The following is a 17,853-nucleotide window of genomic DNA, read 5'->3' as shown; positions in this document are numbered from 1 at the left end:
GGCCCGACCGAGGACAGCATTCCGATGTGATGTACGCCACGCAATGCGCAGCACCGAACATGCATGAACTTGCCCCGCGCACGTTCACGCAGGGTGAAGAAGGTCCGTTCCGGTGGCACGTTTCCTCTCCCGACCGGCATGCTCGCAGGAATCGTTTTCGCCGCGATGTTCCGTCCTGCGCCAACTCGGCGGGCCGCGCGTACGTCATAGACGGCGATAGCCGGATAGAGAGAAAAGAGGGGCACACATGGCACTGGACGCGGGATCACGGTCACCGGCCACGGGGGGCGGGTGGCGCCGCCGGCACGTCCCGGTGGGCGTGTTCCTGGTCGTCTTCGGCTTGACCCGGGTCGCCTCCCTGCTCGACTGGTCCAGCCGCCACCGCGACGCCGCCCGGATGCTCGGAGTGGGCGACGGGGCGACGACGGCCCTGCTCGGCATCTCCGCGGTCGCCGAACTGCTGTTCACCGTCGCCGCCGTCCTGGCCGTCGGCCGCCGCCGGGCCGTCTGGCTGCTGGTGGCGCTCGCCGGGTGGCTCATCGAATTCCTGGCGCTGGCGGTCGTCGCCGGTGTCACCGGAGACGGCCGGCGGCTGGTCGAGCACGGCGTGTTCCTGCTGGCGTTCGCCGTCCTGTTCGCGGTGACCTATCGATCGATCAGGGGCACGCGGGCCGCCGTCGAGCCCGATCAGCCGGTCCCCGCTCTCGCACTGCCGGCGCTCGCCGGCCTTGCCCCGGCCGGCTCCTCTGCCGCGTCCGAGCCTCCGGGCACCCCGCGGGGCAACGCCCCCATGGCCGCGCCGGCGCAGAACCCCGAATGGGGGATGTCGAGGCCCGGACGGGGAACGCCGAAGCCCGCAGGCACTCTGGCCCTGCCGCAACGACCGGAGGCGTCGCCGAGTCACTCCGCCACTCTGGCCGGACCAGGGTCCGAGTCCCCGGACGCGCCCGAGAAGCCCGTCGTACGGCCCGCCGACGCGACCCGCCAGGACATCAGGATCCAAAGACGCGACACCAAGCCCGCGGAGACCGACGAACCGGCCGGCGGTACCGACCGCCGCGACACCGCCCGTGCGGAGGCCGACGAACGGACCGGCGACGCCCATCACCGCGACACCGGGCCCGGGGAGAGCGACGTCACCCGCCGAGACCTCGCCGAGCCCCCGAGGGATCAGGATCGCGCCGAACCCGCGAGCGACGACGCCCGCCCTGACGTCGCCCCGCCCACGAGCGACGTCACCCACCGGGACCTCGCGGAGCCCGCGAGCGACGCCACGCAGAAGGACGACGCCGAACCCGCGAGCGACACCACCCCGCCCGCGAGCGACACCACCCGCCAGGACATCACGGTTCGCAAGAGGCCCGCCGCCGGCAAGGGCGACGCCACGAGGGCCGACATCCCCGTCCGCACCCGGGACGCCGAGCCGCAGGCCACCGACGACGACGCGGAAGCCGCCACCGACGACGAGGCCGAGGCCGACGAGACGATGTTCGACCGGGCCGAAGGCGACACGGGGCGGTCGTGATCGCCGAGGATCGCCGGTGTCCCGGCCCCGGCGATCCTCGGCCGTATCGGTACGGCGCCGCCTGCGACGGGGCGGCGCCGCCCCACAGCCGTGCCACCTGTTCCAGGAAGTCGCGCCTGGCCCGGTCGGGGTCCTCACCCTGGAGCAGTTCCTCGACCAGCTCCGCCGGCGGCCAGAGACGCCGTACCGGGCGAAGGAGAGCGCGACGGTACAGCGCGTGCGCCGCGGACGGTGCGTCGCGAGCCGCCTCGTCAGCCCGTGGGCATGGGGTCGGTGCCGCGCGGGCCGTACGCGTCCCGTCAGCGGCGGGCGGTCAGCAGTTCGCGGAGCCGGCCGCCGGGCGGGTGCGGGGCGAGAGGCGGCGTCGGGAGGCCGGCGCCCGCGCGTAGGCCGTCGATGAACTCTCGCAGCGCGTCGAGCGACGAATGCCGCGGAGTCCAGCCGAGCTCCTGACGCGCCCGGCCGGTGTTCATGATCGGCAGTCGCAGGACGGCGTCGAAGAGGCCCGGCGAGGCCGGTACGAGGTTGAGGTGCCAGCCCGCCCAGACCGCGCCGCGGACCAGCGTCGCCGGAACCCGGACCGGGCGGGCCCCGAGTAGCTCGGCGAGTTCGGCGGTGCCGACGACCGGGTCGGCGGCGAGGTTGAACGCCCCGCGCGCATCGCCGAGCGCGGCCAGCCGGTACGCCTCGGCAGCGTCGGCGGTGTGCAACGCCTGGAACCGCAGGCCCGGGATGTCGGGAACGACCGGCAGCAGCCCGGCGGAGAGGTTCGGCACCAGCGGTCCCGCGAAGATCCGGCGCTGCTCCTGGGCGGCCTCGCGTTTGAAGATGAACCCCGGCCGCAGGCGTACGACGCGCCGGTCTGGGTGGGCGGCCTCGAAGGCGTCCAGCAGGCGTTCGACGTAGGCCTTCTCCCGGGTGTACGAGGCGCCCGGCCAGCCGTGGGTGGGCCAGGACTCGTCGACGGCGCGGTCCTTCGGGCCCGGCGAGTAGGCGCCCACCGAAGAGGCGCACACCAGGGCGGGCACGCCGGCCGCGGCCACCGCGTCGAAGACGCGCGCGCTGCCGATGACGTTGGTCCGCCAGGTCGCCGCGGGGTCGTGGGTCGGGTGGAACGCCCACGCGAGGTGGACGACCGCGTCGGCGTCCCGAAGCAGGGGGACGAGGTCGTCGGTCGCGACGTCGGCGGCCGCCCACTCGGTCTTCGGCACCGCCCAGTCGGGTTCGCGTCGGGCGAGGCCGAGCACCGAGTCGACGCCGGAGTCCCGGCCGAGGGCCTCGACCACGCTGGTCCCGACGTTCCCGGTCGCGCCCGTGACGACGATGCGCATATCGATGCGCCTACCCGGGCGCGACCTCCCTAATCCGGCATCCCCCGCGGAACGGGCAGTGCATAAACCGCTCCGGCGTGACTTGCCGGGTGACACTCCGTCAGCCGATGAGGCGGGCGACGGCGGTCATCGTGCCGGGGGCGACCTCGGTGAAGCCGCCGTCCCGTACGGCCACGTCGGCCTCCGCGACGCTCGCGGCCCAGTCGTCGGCCTCCAGGACGCGGACGCGCAGGCCCGGCCACTCGCCGCGGGCGCGAAACAGGAGCTGGGCGGCGTGCCCGCACTGCGCCGCCGCCTTCCCCGTGGTCATGGCGACGTGCGGATTGAGGGTGACCAGGGCGTACGGCGGCTCGGGCGGGGGTTTCGGCTCGTCGTCGCGCGGCAGGTCGGTGCCTCCGACCTGGAGCTTGGAGATCTCCGGTGGGACCTCGGTGACCGGCCCGGGGACGAACGCCCGCGCCAGCGCGCCGTCGTGGTCCACGAGCACGCCGGGCAGCCCCGTGAGGGACTCCCAGCGGGCGCCGCGCGCCCGTCGCGCCACCTTGCGGATGCGCCGTGCCTCCCAGCCCGCCACCGCCTCGTGCCACTCCCCGCCCGGGGCCGAACGCGGGTCGGCGAGCAGCCGGACGACCGCCATCGCCGCGGCCTCGCAGATCGCCAGGTGCGGCGGCGGCGCGGCCTTCTCGATACGCAGGGCGAGCTGCATCGCCCAAGCGGGCTCCTCCTCGGTCACGCCCCAATGTCTACCAGCCGGCGAAGGCGACCCTCACCTCAAATCCGGGGCTAGATGTATATACAGCTAGTCGTATAGCCTCATCTCATGAGCCACGAGACGCGTGACTTCACCCCTCGGTACTACGCGATCGAGCAGGCGCTGCGCGCCCGCGTCGCCGCCGCCCGGCCGAATGATCCGCTGCCCTCGGAGGCGGAGCTGTGCGAGGAGTTCGGCGTGAGCCGGATGACCGCCCGGGCCGCGGTGCAGCGCCTGGCCGCCGACGGGCTGGTGTACCGGGAGCCGGGGCGGGGCACGTTCGTGGCGCCGCCGCCCGCCCACCGCCGGGCCGACAGCCTGGTGCGGTTCAGCGCCGAGATGCGACGCCGCGGCAGGACCCCGTCCTCGCGGGTGGTGGACGCCCGGATACGGCCCGCCGAGCGCGCGGAGGCGGACCGGTTGCGGCTCGGCCGGGACGCGCGGGTGGTGGCGATCCGCCGGGTCCGGTCGGCCGATGACGTGCCGATCGCCGTCGAGGAGGCGCTCTTCCCGCCCACGCTGGCGCGGCTCCTGGAGGCCGACCTGGCCGGAGGTTCACTGCACGAGGCGGTGGTCGCCCTGGGACGCGTGCCGACCCTGGGACACGCGTCCATCTCCGCCGATCGCGCCACCGCCGAGGACGCCGAACTGCTCGGCGTCGAGCCGAACGCTCCTCTTCTCGTGGAGCATCGGCTGATCCTCGACCAGGACGGCCTCCCGCTCGAGCTCACCGAGTCTCGCTACGCCGGCGACCGCTACGCCCTCGACGTCACGTTCGACGTCGAACCGCCCACCCGCTGAGGAGAAGCCCATGTCCTGGCCCGCCGTCGAACACGTCGCGAAGATGATCGACCACTCCCTCCTCCGTCCCGACCTGACCACCGACGACGTACGGGCCGGCTGTGCGCTGGCCGCCCGCTACGACGTGGCGTCGGTGTGCGTCCGGCCCGCGGACGTCCCGCTCGCCGTACGCGCTCTCGACGGCACCGACGTGGCGGTCGGCACCGTCGTCGCGTTCCCGCACGGCTCCTCCGCCTCCCACGTGAAGGCGGGCGAGACGGCCGCGGCGGTCGGCGACGGGGCGCGGGAGATCGACATGGTGCTGAACATCGGCAGGCTGCGCGCCGGCGACGACCGGTACGTCGCCGACGACATTCGCGCCGTCGCCGAGCAGACGGCGGCTCGGGGCGCCCTTCTCAAGGTCATCCTGGAGACCGCGTACCTGACCGACGCGGAGAAGGTCCGCGGCTGCCGGATCGCCGAAGAGGCGGGGGCCGACTACGTCAAGACGTCGTCGGGATTCGCGCCGGGCGGCGCCACCCTCGACGACCTGCGCCTGATGCGGAGGTCGGTGTCGGCGCGGGTCGGCGTCAAGGCGGCCGGAGGCGTCCGTACCCTCGACGTCCTGCTGGAGATGGCCGCCGCCGGAGTGACCCGCTTCGGAGCGACGGCCACCGCCGGGATCCTCGACGACCTCGCGCGGCGCCGTGGCGACGTGACAGGGTGAGCGATATGAAGGTGGTCTTCGGCGCCGACGACGCGAACGACTGCACCCGTGCGGTGATCGAGCACCTCCGTGCGGTCGCCGATCTGCGGGTCATCGACGATCTGGAGAAGTGGCCCGACTTCTCGCGGGAGGCGGGCCGCGCGGTCGCCGCCGGCGAGGCCGACTACGGCGTGCTGATGTGCTGGACGGGCACCGGCACGTCGATCGCGGCCAACAAGGTCCCCGGCGTACGGGCCGCGCTGGCCTGGGAGCCGTGGATCGCGCGAAACGCGCGCCTCTGGAACGACGCGAACGTCCTCGCGCTCAGCCTGAAGCGCCTGGCCCCCGATGTCGCCGTCGAGTGCGTCAAGGCCTTCCTCGAGACCGAGCACGAGGATCCCGAAGAGACCCCCAACATCGACCTGATCCGCGACCTCTGACGTCATCCCGCCGTCCCGGTCACACCGGCCAGTTCCAGCATCCGGCACATGTCGTGGAAACCTTCGGCGCACGCCGCGCGGACCTTCGCGTATCCCCCGGAGCTCTCGGCGAACAGCAGCAGGAAACCCGGGTCGACGGCTTCCGGACGCATGACGTCCGCCTCCACCACGTGTCCCGAGCCGAGGTGCTCGAACCGGCAGTGCTCGCCGTGCGGGGACAGCCACCACTCCGCGCCGTCGACCTCGATCCGCCCGGCGTCGGGTTCTTCTCGCTCCCAGTCGGGGGCGACCTCGGCGCGGAACCGCCCGACGAGCCGCCGCGCCAGCCGGCGGAAGTCGGCGACGAGGGTCTCCAGCTCGGCGCGGCACTCATGTGCCTCGTGTTCGTCCACCAGCCGTATGACGCGGATGGTCGGTGGATCGCCTGGCGATGCGAGGACGAGAAGGTCGTCGCGGGCGAGTTCGGACCGCAGGGCGGTGGCGAGCCTCGACACCGTCGGCATCTCCGTGGCGGCGTTCAGGCGGACGACGGCGTGCCTGCCGCGCACGACCGAGCGACGTACCTCCTCGGCCGGCGGAACACCGTCGAAGACCACCGACCGTCGTCCCTCTCCCATGGCGCACCAGCGTAGGTGTGAGAGGCTGCGCAGGTGATTCAGATCTCCAGTCGCGTGGTCTATCGGAACCGGTGGATGAGCGTCCGGGAGGACGACATCCGGCATCCCGACGGCTCCCCCGGCATCTACGGCGTCGTCGACAAGCCCACGGCGGCGCTGATCATCCCGATGGAGAACGACGGCTTCCACCTCGTCGAGCAGTTCCGTTACACGCTCTCGCGCCGGTCGCTGGAGTTCCCGCAGGGCACCTGGCCGGACGACCGCGAGACGAGCAGCGAGGAGCTGGCCCGCGCGGAGCTCGGGCAGGAGACGGGCCTGCGCGCGGCGAAACTGGAGCGGATCGGTTCCTTCGCGATCGGGCCGGGGTTCACCAACCAGCGCTGTGACGCCTTCCTCGCCACCGGCCTGACGCAGGGTGAGACCGCCGACCGCGACCCGGAGGAGCAGGGGATGACCCACCGCTGGGTCGCCCGCGCGGACTTCGAGCGGATGATCCACGATGGGGAGATCGTCGACGGCTGCACGATGGCCGGCTACACCTTGCTCGGACTCCACACCGGCGGGTCCCCGCTGTAGGCGTACGCCGGCCGTCCGTTCGCCGACTTGAGGAAGGCCGATTCGCGCGATTGGCCATCGACGGCGGGGAACGGGCGTGATCTGCTCCTCCCATGGCGGACCCCATTCACGAGCGTGACGCGACCGGTAAGGCCCTCGATCTGGTGGCGGAGGCCGCCGCACCGTACCTCGAGTCGCTGACGACGCGGCCGGTGAGCGACCCCGGGGCCGAGGAGTCGCTCGGCGAACTGGGCGGGCCGCTGCCCGAGCACGGCGACGGCACGCTGGCCGGCGTCTCGCGGCTGCTGCGGACGGGCACGCGGGCGGCCACGCACTCCGCCGGTCCGCGCTTCTTCCATTTCGTCGTCGGCGGTGCCACTCCGGCCGCGCTGGCCGGCGACTGGATCGCCTCGTTGCTCGACCAGAACCCCGGCAACTGGGCGGCGTCCCCGTTCGGCACGCAGGCCGAGACGGTGGTGCTGGGATGGCTCAAGGACCTGTTCGGGCTGCCGGAGTCGTACGGCGGGGTGCTCACGACGAGCGCGACCTCCGCGAACTTCACGGCGCTGTCGGCGGCGCGGTTCTGGTGGGCGGAGCGGCACGGCGTGGACGTGACCGTCGACGGCTTGGCCGGGCTGCCGCCGATGCCGGTGTTCTCCAGCGGGTACGTCCACGTCAGCACCCGGAAGGCCCTGCAGATGCTCGGCCTCGGACGCGACACCGTCCGCAGGTTCGCGCGGGACGACGCCGGCCGGGTCGACCTCCCGGCGCTGGACCGGGCCCTCGCGGAGACCGACGGCCCGGCGGTGATCGTGGCGAACGCGGGCGAGGTCAACACCGGTGACTTCGATCCGATCGACGAGATGGCCGAGCTCGCCGAACGACACGGCGCCTGGCTGCACGTGGACGGCGCGTTCGGGCTGTTCGCGGCGCTGTCGTCGCGGGCCCGGCACCTGGTCGACGGGATCGAGCGGGCGGACTCGGTGATCAGCGACGGGCACAAGTGGCTGAACGTCCCGTACGAGAGCGGCTTCGCGTTCGTACGGGACGCCGCGCTGCTCGGCCGGGCGTTCGGGGCGTGGGACGCGCCGTACCTGCCCGGAGACGGCGACGACCACGTGAACTACCAGTTCCTCGGCCCCGACTCCTCGCGCCGCGCGCGGGCGCTGCCGATCTGGGCGACGCTGCGGGCGTACGGCCGGGAGGGGTACCGGGCGATGGTGGAACGCCATCTCGATCTCGCCGCGCATCTCGGCCGGCTGGTCGAGGAGGCACCGGATCTGGAGTTGCTCGCGCCGGTCCGGCTCTGCGTGGTCTGCTTCCGGTACCGGCGGCCGGGCATCGAGGACCTCGATGCGTTGAACACCCGGCTCGGCGCGGAACTGCTCGCCGACGGCCGGGTGTTCGCCGGCACGACGGTGTACCGGGGCATGACCGCCCTGCGACCGGCGATCGTGAACTGGCGGACCACGGAGGCCGACGTCGAGTTGCTCGTCTCGATCGTCCGGGAGATCGGCTCACGACTCACCGCGTGAGGCGCACGCTTCGGGCCGCTCATCCCGCGGCCGGCCGCTCGCCGGGTGACCCCGTGCCCGGGCCGCTCGTTCTACGGACGGTCGCCGACCGGGCGACGCTCAGACCTGGGGCAGCTCGCGGAGGAGCGTGTCGGCGCGGCTCTTGGTCAGGCCGCCCTCGCTGAGCCGGGTGAGGATCTTCTGCCGGAGGTCCGTGATCCGCTGCCGCAGGTCGACGCTCTGTCCGGCGGCCACTTCGTTCGTCAGGTTGGTGATGACGTTGTCGAGGTCGACGGCCACGTCGGAGCGGACCTCCCGGACCGCCATGCCCTCGTCCACCGTGCGGCGCATCCGGGTCAGCGCGTCGACCGTTCCCGGGGGCGTCGCCGCGGTGCGGGCCCGGACCGGCCGGGTGGTGGCGGGAGGCGGCGGGGCGGCCGCGCGGGTGCCCGTGGCCGACTGCGCGGACCGGCTTCCCGGTGTGGCGGTGGGAGTGACGGGTCCGGACGAGGAGGGGGACGCCGTCGCGCCGGACGGGGAGCTCAGCGCGGCCTTACCACCGCCGTGGCCGGCGCTCAGCACCGCGGCGATCACCACCGCCGTCAGCACGGCGGCGGCCCCGGCGGCCAGAGGCACCCGGCGCCGGCGGACCGCGGGCGCGGTGAGGACCCGCGTGATCGGGTGCGGGAGTCGCCTCGGCGTGACGGCGTCGGGGTCGACGGCGGGCTCGTCGCCCACGCCGAGCTCCCGGGCGATCTCGGCGGCGGCCGGTCGTTCCGTCGCGGACTGGGCGACGCAGCGGGCCTGCAGGCCGCCGAGGGTCTCCCCCGGCCTGGGTCGGCGGCCCATCACCGCCTCGAACCACACGATCCCGAGGGAGTACACGTCGGCGGACGGCGACAGGTCGTTCTCGGGCGGAAGGTAGTCGGGCGTCCCCATCCGCGCGTCGCCGGCGATGCCGAAGTCGAGGACCTTCACCCCCGACGACGTGAGGAAGATGTTCGTGGGCTTGATGTCCCGGTGGACGATGCGCGCCTCGTGCGCGGCGGCCAGCGCCGAGGCGATCTGGCCGACGACCCGCTCGGCGTCGGACACGGGGTGCACGTCGGCGAGGGTGGAGCCGGTCAGCAGCTCCATGACGATGTACGGGGTGCCGTCGGACTCGCCGTAGTCGTGCACGGTGACGATGTGCGGGTGGGACAGCGCCGCGGCGGAGCGGGCCTCGTCCCGGAACCTCCTGCGGAACTCCGGGTCACGCGTCAGCTCCGGGTCGATCAGCTTGACCGCGACCTGCCGGACGAGGACCTCGTCCCGCGCCAGCCAGACGGATGCCATGCCACCACGGCCGATCCGCTCGCGGAGACGGTACCGGCCGGCCAGAAGCGACTGCATCAACGCAGTTTTCCCCAAATCTCGCGTTCCGCACGAGCCCTCTAGTGTGCCCCGGATTTCGCGCCGCCGAGGGAGGATTCGCGGGCCACCAGATGGGTGTCCAGGATGACGACCGGTTGCTCGATCTCCTCGCCGCGGATCCGGGCGACGAGCAACCGGGCCATCTCCCGGCCCATCGCCTCCAGCGGCTGGTGCACCGAAGTCAGGGGCGGGTCCGAGTGCCGGGCCGTCGACGAGTCGTCGAATCCCACCAGGGCGACGTCGTCGGGGATCCGGCGGCCGAGCTGCTTCAGCACCCGCATCGCGCCGAACGCCATCGGGTCCGACGCCGCGAAGACGGCGTCCAGCCGCGGCTCGCGGGCGAGCAGCTCGCGCATCCCGCGCTCCCCGGACTCCTCGCTGAAGTCACCGTACGCGACCGGGCCGGTCAGCCCGGCCGCGGAGAGGGCGTCGCGATACCCCTCGAGGCGGTCGACGCCCACCCCCATGTCCTGCGGGCCGGTGATGGTGCCGATGCGGCGGCGCCCCACCGCGATGAGGTGCTCGACGGCCGTGCGGGAACCGCCCCGGTTGTCGGCGTCCACGCAGGCCACCGGGACGACGCCGGTCGGCGCACCGCCGAGCACCGTCGGTACTCCGCTCTCCTCCAGGTGGCGCGGCAGCGGGTCGCCCTCGTGCAGCGAGATGAGCAGCACGCCGTCGACGTGCTGGCCGGTGAGGTACCGCTCGAACCGCGCGTGCTCGTCCTCCGACTGGGCGACCACCAGCAGCAGCTGCAGCCCGGTGTCCCCGAGGCCGGTGCTGATCCCCCGGATGATCCCGGCGAAGTACGGCTCGCCGAAGACACGTTCCTCCGATTCCGACACGAACAGCGCGACCGTGTCGGTGCGCCGCGTGACCAGCGTGCGGGCCGCGCGGTTGGGCACGTATCCGAGCTCGTCGATGGCCCGCAGCACGGCCTCGCGGGCCTCCGAGCTGACCTTCGGCGAGCCGTTGATGACCCGGGAGACGGTGCCGCGGCCGACGCCGGCGAGCGCCGCGACGGCTTCGAGGGTCGGTCGCGGCCTGCTCGTCACGTGTCCTCCCGCCGCGGCGGGAGGGCCGCCTTCACATCCGGCGGGAGTGCCCGGGAGGGTGGGCGTCGCGTTGGTCGGTCGACAGTGCTCACGTGCTCATTGTGCCGAGGCCGCCCTGCTCGATGACCGAGGAGTACCACTGGGCGCTGGTCTTGGGGATCCGCGCCTGGCTCAGGAAGTCGACGTAGACGAGCCCGAACCGCTTGGCGTAGCCCCATCCCCACTCGAAGTTGTCCATCAGCGACCAGGCGAAATACCCGCGCAGCGGGACACCGGCGCTGATCACCGTGTGGCAGGCGCGCAGGTGCGCGTCGATGTACGCGACGCGGTCGGGGTCGTCGACGTGGGGGCCCTCGCCGTTCTCGCCGTCCGCGACGATGTCGTCGAACGCGGCGCCGTTCTCCGTGACGTACAGCGGGACGGACGGGTACTCCTCCGCGACGCGCGTGAGGACCTCGGCGAGCCCGGATTCGTCGATCTCCCAGCCCATCGCGGTGACCGGCCGGCCGACCTGGACGAAGCCGACGTGCTCGCTGCCCGGCCACGGCGACGCCTGCGCGAACGGCGAGGTGATCGCGGGCGCGGCGCCCTCCTGGCCGGTGACGAAGAAGCGGTTGTAGTAGTTGATGCCGAGCTGGTCGACCGACCCTCCGATGAGGTCCAGGTCGCCGTCCTGGACGCCCAGGTCGAACCGGTCCACGTCGGCGAGGACGTCCTCGGGGTACCGGCCGTGCAGGAGCGCGTCGAGGAAGAAGCGGTTCTGCAGGCCGTCGATGCGCCGGGCGGCGTCGACGTCCTCGGGCGCGTCGCTCGCCGGCGACACGGCGTACAGGTTGACCGACGCGCCGACGTTCCGCCCGTCGCCGCGCATCGCCTGCGCCGCGAGGCCGTGGCCGAGCAGCAGGTGATGGGCCGCGCGGAGGGAGGCCTCCGGATCGCGGCGGCCCGGCGCGTGGTCGCCGGACGCGTACCCCAGGAAGGCGGCGCACCACGGCTCGTTGATCGTGGTCCAGTTGACGACGCGGTCGCCGATGGCGTCGCACACGGTCTGGGCGTACTCGGCGAACCGGTACGCCGTGTCCCGCGCGGGCCAGCCTCCGGCGTCCTCGAGGGCCTGCGGCAGGTCCCAGTGGTAGAGGGTCGGCCACGGCTGGACGCCCGCCTCGAGGAGGGTGTCGACGAGCCGCCGGTAGAAGTCCAGGCCCTTGGGGTTGACCGGCCCGGCGCCGTCGGGCAGTACGCGCGACCAGGAGATCGAGAAGCGGTACGCCGTCAGCCCGAGGGAGGCCATCAGCGCGACGTCCTCGCGGAACCGGTGGTAGTGGTCGGTCGCGACGTCGCCGGTGTCCCCGCCGAGGACGTTCCCGGGTGTGTGGGCGAAGGTGTCCCAGATCGACGGGCCGCGCCCGTCCTCGGCGACGGCGCCCTCGATCTGGTACGCCGCCGTGGCCGCGCCCCAGACGAAGTCCGTCGGGAATCTGATCTCGGTCTCCGCCCGCGATTTCTGGATCGTCATGCTTTCACGGCCCCTTCCATGATTCCGCCGATGATCTGGCGGCCGAACACGACGAAGACGACGAACAACGGGATGGTCGCCACGAGGGTGCCGGCGAACATCAGCGTGTAGTCGTTGAAGTAGGCGTTGTTCAGCAGCGCCAGCGAGTACTGCACCGTCGGGTTGTCCGGATTCAGCACGGCCCGCGGCCAGATGAACTCGTTCCAGGTCGACATGAAGGTGAACAGCGCCAGCACGGAGGCGGCGGGGCGCAGCACGGGCAGCACCACGCTCCAGAAGATCCGGAACGTCGACGCGCCGTCGACGCGGGCCGCCTCGATGAGCTCGTCGGGGATGGCCTGCGAGGCGTACTGCCGCATCATGAACACGCCGAAGCCGGTGACGAGAAAGGGAACGATCACCGCCTGGAGCTTGCCGGTCCAGTGCAGGTGCACCATCACCATGTACAGCGGGATGAGGCCCATCTGCACCGGCACCATCATCGTGGCGACGATGATGAGCAGCAGCACGTTGCGGCCGCGGAAGCGCAGCTTGGCGAAGGCGAAGCCGGCCAGCGACGCGAAGAACACGGTCGAGGTGGCGACGACGGCCGAGGCGATCGCGGAGTTCACCAGCGCCTTGGCGAAGTGCGCCTGCTCGTTGTCGAACAGCCGGCGCAGGTTGTCGCCGAGGTGCTGACCGGCGATGAACGGCGGCGGCACCGCGCCGACGACGGCGTTGGTCCGCGTGGCGACGACGAACATCCAGTACAGCGGGAACGCCGACAGGACGATCGCGAAGATGAGCACGACGTACGTCAGCGGGCTGGCGTCCCAGAGACGCGCGGAGCCCGCGACGGCCTTCCGGGAACGCCGAAGGATGGCCTCCTTCACTTGTCACCACCTCCGGAGAAACGGCGGATCAGCAGGAAATTGACGAGGGAGAACACGAGGATCATCAGGAAGAGCATCCAGGCGACGGCGGAGCCGTAGCCGTACTGGAACCGGTTGAAGGCGTTCTCGAACATGTACATCGTCACCGTCTGCGACTGACGCAGCGAGCCGCCGTTCATGTACCCGAAGTTGAACAGCAGCGGCTCGGTGAACAGTTGCAGGCCCCCGATGGTGGAGATGACCGACACGAAGAGGATCGTGGGGCGCAGCAGCGGCACCGTGATCCGCCAGAACTGCTGCCGCCGTGCCGCGCCGTCGATCGCCGCGGCCTCGTACAGGTCGCGCGGGATCGCCTGCATGCCGGCCAGGAAAATGAGCGCGTTGTAGCCGGTCCAGCGCCAGTCGACCATGGTCGAGACGGCGATCCAGGCGGCCCAGCGGTTCGCCTGCCAGTCGATCTTGTGAACGCCGAAGAAGTGCAGGATCCAGTTGGCCATGCCGTAGTCGCGGCCGTAGATCTGGGTGAACACGATCGCGACCGCCGCGACCGACGTCACCAGCGGCAGCAGCACGCCCATCCGGAACAGCGTCTGGACGCGCAGCCGCCGGTTCAGCGCGTTGGCCAGCCAGAGCGCGAGCAGCAGCTGCGGCACGGTCGCGACGACGAACATGCCGAGGGTGTTGACGACGGCGTTCCAGAACTGGTCGTCGGTCAGCAGCCGGGAGTAGTTCCGCAGGCCCACGAACTGGTGGTGGCCGATGATCTCCCAGCGGTGCAGCGAGACCCAGAACGTGTAGCCGAGCGGAAAGAGCCCGAACAGCAGAAAAAGCAGGTAGAACGGCGAAATGTACAGGTAGGGCGAGACCTTCAGGTCCAGCCGGGAGAGCCGGGCGCGCCAGCCGCGCCGCCCCGGCGGCGCGGCGCGCGAGGCGACCGGTGTGGGCCGCAGGTCGACAGCCATGTCCGAGGTCCTTTCACGGAGACGGGCGAGCGTGGAGACGGGCGGCGCCGGCCGACGTCCTGGGGAAGGCCGGCGCCGCCCGCCGGTCTCAGCTGCCCGAGGCCTTCTTGGCGTCGGACACGGCCTTGCCCCAGGCGGAGCCCGCCGAGAGCTTGCCCTGGGCGACCGCGCGCAGGTCCGCCTCGACGGCCGTCCGGACCTCCTGGTTGTCGGCGCCGAGGTACACCGGCTTCAGGTTGATCGCGGCCGGCGCGTAGATCTGGCCGACCGGCGCGTTGTTGAAGTACGGGTTGTTGAACGCCTTGACGGCCGGGTCGTTCAGCGCCGCCGGCGAGGACGGCAGGTTGTTGGCCGCCTTGAACGCGCCGATCTGGCCCTGCACGCTGGTCAGGAACTGCACCAGCTCGGCGGCCTCCTTCGGATGCTTGCTCTGCGTCGGGACGGCCAGCCAGGAGCCGCCCCAGCTGCCGCCGCCGCCCGGTACCCCGGCGACGTCCCACTTGCCCTGCTGCCCGTCACCGCCGAACTGCTTGATGAGCCCGAGCATCCAGGCCGGGCAGGGCGCGGTCGCGAAGGCGTCCTTCTTCAGCCCCTGGCTCCACGGGTCGGACAGGAACTGCACGCCGCTGGCCAGGCCGGCCTGCGACATCTTCACGGTCTCGTCGAACGCCGCCTTGACGGCCGGGTTCGACTCCATGACGAACTTGTTGCTCTGGTCGAAGTACGTCTGGTTGGAGCCCTTGCCGGCCTCCTGCATGAGGATCGTGTTGTAGTACGTCTCGGGACTGTCGATGAACTTCGACTTGCCGCCGACCTTGGACGTGTACTGCTGGCCGATCTTGATGAAGTCGTCCCAGGTCGGCCACAGCTTGGTGACCGCGTCACGGTCGTCGGGCAGCCCTGCCTTCTTGAACAGGTCCTTGCGGTAGCACAGCGCCATGCTGCCGACGTCCGTGCCGAGGCCGATCAGCTTGGACCCGTCGGGGCTCATGCCTCCCTGCCACTTCCACGGCAGGAAGTTGCCCTGCAGCGAGCTCGCGCCGTACTGCTTCAGGTCGACGAACTTGTCGGGCTGGGCCTTGAACTTGACCATGATGCCCTCTTCGATCGCGACCACGTCGCCGGCACCGGCGCCCGCCGCGATCCACTGCTGGAGCCGCGGGGTGTAGTCGTCGAGCTTCGGGACATTGCGTTCGGTGACCTTGATGTTCGGGTGCTGGGCCATGAACTGCTTGTAAAGGTCCTGGTAGCCGAACGTGCCGAAGTCGTCGACCGTCAGCGTGATCTTCTCGTTCGCGCTGTTGGAATCGCTCTTGCCGTCGTCCCCCGAGCATGCCGTCGCCGCCGCGAGCGCGGCGGACAGCACGATCGCCAGGGCACCGACTCGCCCGCGACGCATGTTGACCCTCATGACGGACCCCTCTCAGGTCGTCTCCATAGGCGGGGTTCTGCCCGGGCTCCTCGGTGAGCCCGGTGGTGTGTGGGAGCGCTCCCACGAAGCGAATCCGGGAGTCATGGTAAGTGTCAATAGCCCGCAACACATTCGTTACGCGGGCGTCATAACGCCTTCGCCCGCCCGCGACACGACGCGTTCCCGGCCCACCGCCTGACGCCGGTCGGCCGACACCCGTGGCAACCTCGAAGGATGAGGCTTCCGGAGCAGATCGCGCGCGCCCGTTTCGCGTCCGCGCGGGCCGTGCGACTGGCCACGGTGGACGAAGAAGGGCGTCCGCATCTGGTCGTCGTGACATTCGCGGTCGAGGGCGACCTGATCTACTCCGCCGTCGACGCCAAGCCGAAGCGCACCCGCGATCTCAAGCGGTTGCGCAACATCCAGACCGACCCCCGCGTCGCCGTGCTGGCCGACCACTACGAGGACGAGTGGTCCCGCCTGTGGTGGGTCCGCGCCGACGCCACCGCCGAGATCGTCGAGGACCCGGCCGCGATGGCCGGCCCGATCGCCCTGCTCCGCGAGCGCTACCGCCAGTACCGCGCGAGCCCCCCTGAGGGCCCGGTCATCGCCATGACCGTCCACCGCTGGTCCGGCTGGTCCGCCTCCTGATCGCCAGAATGCGGCGGAAATCGCGTTAAACGCCGGAATTCCAACTCCGTTCCCGGAATTTGCGGCCACCATAATCGGCCTTTGCTCCGGCCGATTAAGCAATTATTTAAAGTGATCTCCCGTGAGCCGCAATGGCGACATCGACCGAACACATCGCATGACCACGAACGGAACGCCTTTCATGCCGCACATAGGAGGACGCATGCATCGCATTGGGTACGCAACAGGTGGCGTGATCGCTCTGGCGATCGCCACCCTGCCGCAAGCGGCGGACGCGGCCGACACGACCGTGACCTTCGGCGTGACCACCGGAACTCTCACGATCTCGGCGCCGGCGGCCGTCTCCCTGGGCAACGGCACACCCGGCGGAACCATCAGCGGGAGCTTCAGCGGAGGTGGCGTCAACGGCGTCACCGTCACCGACGCGCGCGGCCTCAACCCCGCACCATGGACGGCCTCGGTGTCCTCCACGGATTTCTCTCCCAGCACCGGAACGGGCGCCATTCCAGCCGGCGATGTGACGTACACCCCGAATACCGCCACGACTACGGGTGACGGAACGTTCACCGCTGGAACGGCGGGGCCGCTGAGCTCAACTCCTTTCACCGCCTACAGCCACACCGGCGGAACCGGAGGTAACACCGCCAACTGGATTCCCACCCTGCTGGTCAACGTGCCCGTCACCGCCCACGTCGCCACCTACACCGGAACCGTGACCCACTCGGTGGTCGCGAGTTGATCAAGCTCGCCGCCGTGACGCTGCTGACCGCGCTGTCCCAGAGCGCGGTCGGCATGGCACCCCACACAGGTGCGGTCGCGGGCGGGAAGGGCGGCGGCGGTTTCGGCATCCGGCTGGCCGAGGCACCCGTGGCCCGACGTCACGACCCGCGTGCGCGCACCGGCATCGTCGACCACCTCGCCCCCGGCACCACCATCAAGCGGCGGGTAGAGCTCTCCAGCACCTTCCGGAAGGCGCTGCACGTCCAGCTGTACGCCGCCGCCGCCACGATCGCGCACCACGAGTTCACGATCACCCCCGATCGCACCCCGAACGAGCTGACGACCTGGACCTCACTCGACCAACCCGCGGTCACCTTGCCGCCGTTCGGCAAGAGGACCGCGCGTGTCACGATCCGGGTGCCGGCGACGGCGCCACAGGGCGAGCGGTACGCCGTGATCTGGGCACAGGTCACGGCCCGGCCCGACGCCAAGCACAACATCGGGGTCGTCAACCGGGTGGGGATCCCCATCTACCTCGACATCGGCCCGGGCGGCGAGCCGGCGTCGGACCTGCGGATCGAGAAGCTGACCCCGGCCCGCGCCGAGGACGGCCGGCCGCGACTCGTCGCCCAGGTCCACAACACCGGGGGCCGCGCGCTCGACGTGAGCGGCACGCTCTGGCTGTCCGACGGCCCCGGCGGCCTGCGGGCCGGGCCGTACTCCGCCACGCTCGGCGTCACGCTCCGTCCCGGAGACACCGCGCCGGTCATGGTCGTGCTGGACAGGCGGATACCGAGCGGCCCGTGGAAGGCACGGCTGACGCTCCAGAGCGGCATGGTCAGCCGGACGGTATCGGCCACCGTCACGTTCCCGGAGAAGGGCACCGGCACGGCGATCACCTTGAGCTCGAACTCCGCGTACGCGGTCCCGGCGCTGGCCGGCCTCGTCATCGTGGCGGGCGGCGTGCCGTTGTTCCTGCTTCGCCGGCGGTCGAGGAGGAAGTGACGCCGCCGGCCCGCCCCCGGTCGTACCGG

Annotated in this window: 18 protein-coding genes; 9 read left to right on the top strand and 9 right to left on the bottom strand. The window is 71.5% G+C overall.

What is annotated here, in order from left to right; translation table 11 throughout:
- The first annotated feature begins 247 nt into the window (after positions 1–247).
- The gene (locus tag ACQP2O_RS13070) at positions 248–1,525 is read left to right on the top strand and encodes a hypothetical protein (protein WP_433183483.1); all 1,278 of its coding nucleotides are present in this window, start codon (positions 248–250) and stop codon (positions 1,523–1,525) included.
- Between the two features lie 299 nt (positions 1,526–1,824).
- Here ACQP2O_RS13070 and ACQP2O_RS13065 read toward each other — a convergent pair whose 3' ends face one another.
- Together ACQP2O_RS13065 and ACQP2O_RS13060 are read right to left on the bottom strand one after the other, a co-directional pair.
- The gene (locus tag ACQP2O_RS13065; RefSeq protein WP_433183480.1) at positions 1,825–2,856 is read right to left on the bottom strand and encodes an NAD-dependent epimerase/dehydratase family protein; all 1,032 of its coding nucleotides are present in this window, start codon (positions 2,854–2,856) and stop codon (positions 1,825–1,827) included.
- 100 nt (positions 2,857–2,956) lie between these two features.
- Entirely contained in the window at positions 2,957–3,589 is a 633-nt protein-coding gene (locus ACQP2O_RS13060) for a hypothetical protein (RefSeq protein WP_433183477.1), read from the bottom strand.
- Between the two features lie 87 nt (positions 3,590–3,676).
- Here ACQP2O_RS13060 and ACQP2O_RS13055 point away from each other — a divergent pair, with 87 nt between their 5' ends.
- Genes ACQP2O_RS13055 through ACQP2O_RS13045 form a run of 3 tightly spaced genes read left to right on the top strand, consistent with a single transcriptional unit; the run spans position 3,677 to position 5,533 of the window.
- Positions 3,677–4,408 carry a GntR family transcriptional regulator gene (locus tag ACQP2O_RS13055; protein ID WP_433183474.1) on the top strand — a complete coding sequence of 244 codons (732 nt, stop codon included), beginning with the start codon at positions 3,677–3,679 and terminating at the stop codon, positions 4,406–4,408.
- Positions 4,409–4,418: 10 nt separating this feature from the next.
- Positions 4,419–5,114, top strand: coding sequence for a deoxyribose-phosphate aldolase (deoC, locus tag ACQP2O_RS13050; RefSeq protein WP_433183471.1), 696 nt, complete (start codon positions 4,419–4,421; stop codon positions 5,112–5,114).
- 5 nt (positions 5,115–5,119) lie between these two features.
- Positions 5,120–5,533, top strand: a complete 414-nt coding sequence (locus ACQP2O_RS13045) for an RpiB/LacA/LacB family sugar-phosphate isomerase (protein WP_433183468.1) — start codon at positions 5,120–5,122, stop codon at positions 5,531–5,533.
- A gap of 2 nt (positions 5,534–5,535) precedes the next feature.
- On the opposite strand, the gene ACQP2O_RS13040 is transcribed toward ACQP2O_RS13045, so the two are convergent.
- Positions 5,536–6,150, bottom strand: a complete 615-nt coding sequence (locus ACQP2O_RS13040; RefSeq protein WP_433183465.1) for a DUF6896 domain-containing protein — start codon at positions 6,148–6,150, stop codon at positions 5,536–5,538.
- A 75-nt stretch (positions 6,151–6,225) separates the two neighbouring features.
- On the opposite strand from ACQP2O_RS13040, the gene ACQP2O_RS13035 reads away from it, so the two are divergent.
- Positions 6,226–6,726, top strand: a complete 501-nt coding sequence (locus tag ACQP2O_RS13035) for an NUDIX domain-containing protein (RefSeq protein WP_433183462.1) — start codon at positions 6,226–6,228, stop codon at positions 6,724–6,726.
- Positions 6,727–6,818: 92 nt separating this feature from the next.
- Entirely contained in the window at positions 6,819–8,240 is a 1,422-nt protein-coding gene (locus ACQP2O_RS13030; RefSeq protein WP_433183460.1) for a pyridoxal phosphate-dependent decarboxylase family protein, read from the top strand.
- Between the two features lie 99 nt (positions 8,241–8,339).
- Here ACQP2O_RS13030 and ACQP2O_RS13025 read toward each other — a convergent pair whose 3' ends face one another.
- The 6 genes from ACQP2O_RS13025 to ACQP2O_RS13000 form a co-directional block, all read right to left on the bottom strand.
- Positions 8,340–9,611: a protein kinase domain-containing protein gene (locus tag ACQP2O_RS13025; RefSeq protein ID WP_433183457.1), complete on the bottom strand. Its 1,272-nt coding sequence runs from the start codon at positions 9,609–9,611 to the stop codon at positions 8,340–8,342.
- Positions 9,612–9,652: 41 nt separating this feature from the next.
- Complete coding sequence (locus ACQP2O_RS13020; protein ID WP_433183455.1) at positions 9,653–10,687, bottom strand: LacI family DNA-binding transcriptional regulator; 1,035 nt, start codon at positions 10,685–10,687, stop codon at positions 9,653–9,655.
- An 88-nt stretch (positions 10,688–10,775) separates the two neighbouring features.
- Positions 10,776–12,203: a GH1 family beta-glucosidase gene (locus tag ACQP2O_RS13015; RefSeq protein ID WP_433183452.1), complete on the bottom strand. Its 1,428-nt coding sequence runs from the start codon at positions 12,201–12,203 to the stop codon at positions 10,776–10,778.
- On the bottom strand, positions 12,200–13,075 hold the full coding sequence (locus tag ACQP2O_RS13010) for a carbohydrate ABC transporter permease (protein WP_433183450.1): 876 nt from the start codon (positions 13,073–13,075) through the stop codon (positions 12,200–12,202). Before ACQP2O_RS13010 ends, ACQP2O_RS13015 begins: the two co-directional genes overlap by 4 nt.
- Entirely contained in the window at positions 13,072–14,037 is a 966-nt protein-coding gene (locus tag ACQP2O_RS13005; protein WP_433183447.1) for a carbohydrate ABC transporter permease, read from the bottom strand. The genes ACQP2O_RS13010 and ACQP2O_RS13005 overlap by 4 nt, the downstream gene beginning before the upstream one ends.
- An 88-nt stretch (positions 14,038–14,125) precedes the next feature.
- Positions 14,126–15,436, bottom strand: coding sequence for an ABC transporter substrate-binding protein (locus ACQP2O_RS13000; RefSeq protein WP_433183445.1), 1,311 nt, complete (start codon positions 15,434–15,436; stop codon positions 14,126–14,128).
- 246 nt (positions 15,437–15,682) lie between these two features.
- Here ACQP2O_RS13000 and ACQP2O_RS12995 point away from each other — a divergent pair, with 246 nt between their 5' ends.
- The 3 genes from ACQP2O_RS12995 (at position 15,683) to ACQP2O_RS12985 (ending at position 17,824) form a co-directional block, all read left to right on the top strand.
- Positions 15,683–16,099, top strand: a complete 417-nt coding sequence (locus ACQP2O_RS12995) for a TIGR03668 family PPOX class F420-dependent oxidoreductase (protein ID WP_433183442.1) — start codon at positions 15,683–15,685, stop codon at positions 16,097–16,099.
- Positions 16,100–16,301: 202 nt separating this feature from the next.
- A complete protein-coding gene (locus tag ACQP2O_RS12990; RefSeq protein ID WP_433183439.1) occupies positions 16,302–16,838 on the top strand; it encodes a hypothetical protein in 537 nt (178 codons plus the stop codon).
- Between the two features lie 14 nt (positions 16,839–16,852).
- Entirely contained in the window at positions 16,853–17,824 is a 972-nt protein-coding gene (locus tag ACQP2O_RS12985; protein ID WP_433183436.1) for a hypothetical protein, read from the top strand.
- The last annotated feature ends 29 nt before the right edge of the window (positions 17,825–17,853 follow it).

The sequence above is a fragment of the Actinoallomurus sp. CA-150999 genome, from assembly GCF_050942425.1.
In the GTDB taxonomy this organism is placed as follows: Bacteria; Actinomycetota; Actinomycetes; order Streptosporangiales; family Streptosporangiaceae; genus Actinoallomurus.
The sequence above is the reverse complement of the archived record's forward strand: the minus strand, read 5'-3'. Positions and strand labels throughout refer to the sequence as shown.

Bases quoted from the DNA above. Each gene is read 5' to 3' on its own strand.
- ACQP2O_RS13070 (WP_433183483.1), top strand. From the start codon at position 248: ATGGCACTGGACGCGGGATCACGGTCACCGGCCACGGGGGGCGGGTGG.
- ACQP2O_RS13065 (WP_433183480.1), bottom strand. From the start codon at position 2,856: ATGCGCATCGTCGTCACGGGCGCGACCGGGAACGTCGGGACCAGCGTG.
- ACQP2O_RS12990 (WP_433183439.1), top strand. From the start codon at position 16,302: ATGCATCGCATTGGGTACGCAACAGGTGGCGTGATCGCTCTGGCGATC.
- ACQP2O_RS13015 (WP_433183452.1), bottom strand. From the start codon at position 12,203: ATGACGATCCAGAAATCGCGGGCGGAGACCGAGATCAGATTCCCGACG.
- ACQP2O_RS13030 (WP_433183460.1), top strand. From the start codon at position 6,819: ATGGCGGACCCCATTCACGAGCGTGACGCGACCGGTAAGGCCCTCGAT.
- deoC (WP_433183471.1), top strand. From the start codon at position 4,419: ATGTCCTGGCCCGCCGTCGAACACGTCGCGAAGATGATCGACCACTCC.
- ACQP2O_RS13040 (WP_433183465.1), bottom strand. From the start codon at position 6,150: ATGGGAGAGGGACGACGGTCGGTGGTCTTCGACGGTGTTCCGCCGGCC.
- ACQP2O_RS13005 (WP_433183447.1), bottom strand. From the start codon at position 14,037: ATGGCTGTCGACCTGCGGCCCACACCGGTCGCCTCGCGCGCCGCGCCG.
- ACQP2O_RS13055 (WP_433183474.1), top strand. From the start codon at position 3,677: ATGAGCCACGAGACGCGTGACTTCACCCCTCGGTACTACGCGATCGAG.
- ACQP2O_RS13025 (WP_433183457.1), bottom strand. From the start codon at position 9,611: ATGCAGTCGCTTCTGGCCGGCCGGTACCGTCTCCGCGAGCGGATCGGC.
- ACQP2O_RS13000 (WP_433183445.1), bottom strand. From the start codon at position 15,436: ATGCGTCGCGGGCGAGTCGGTGCCCTGGCGATCGTGCTGTCCGCCGCG.
- ACQP2O_RS13035 (WP_433183462.1), top strand. From the start codon at position 6,226: ATGAGCGTCCGGGAGGACGACATCCGGCATCCCGACGGCTCCCCCGGC.
- ACQP2O_RS13045 (WP_433183468.1), top strand. From the start codon at position 5,120: ATGAAGGTGGTCTTCGGCGCCGACGACGCGAACGACTGCACCCGTGCG.
- ACQP2O_RS12995 (WP_433183442.1), top strand. From the start codon at position 15,683: ATGAGGCTTCCGGAGCAGATCGCGCGCGCCCGTTTCGCGTCCGCGCGG.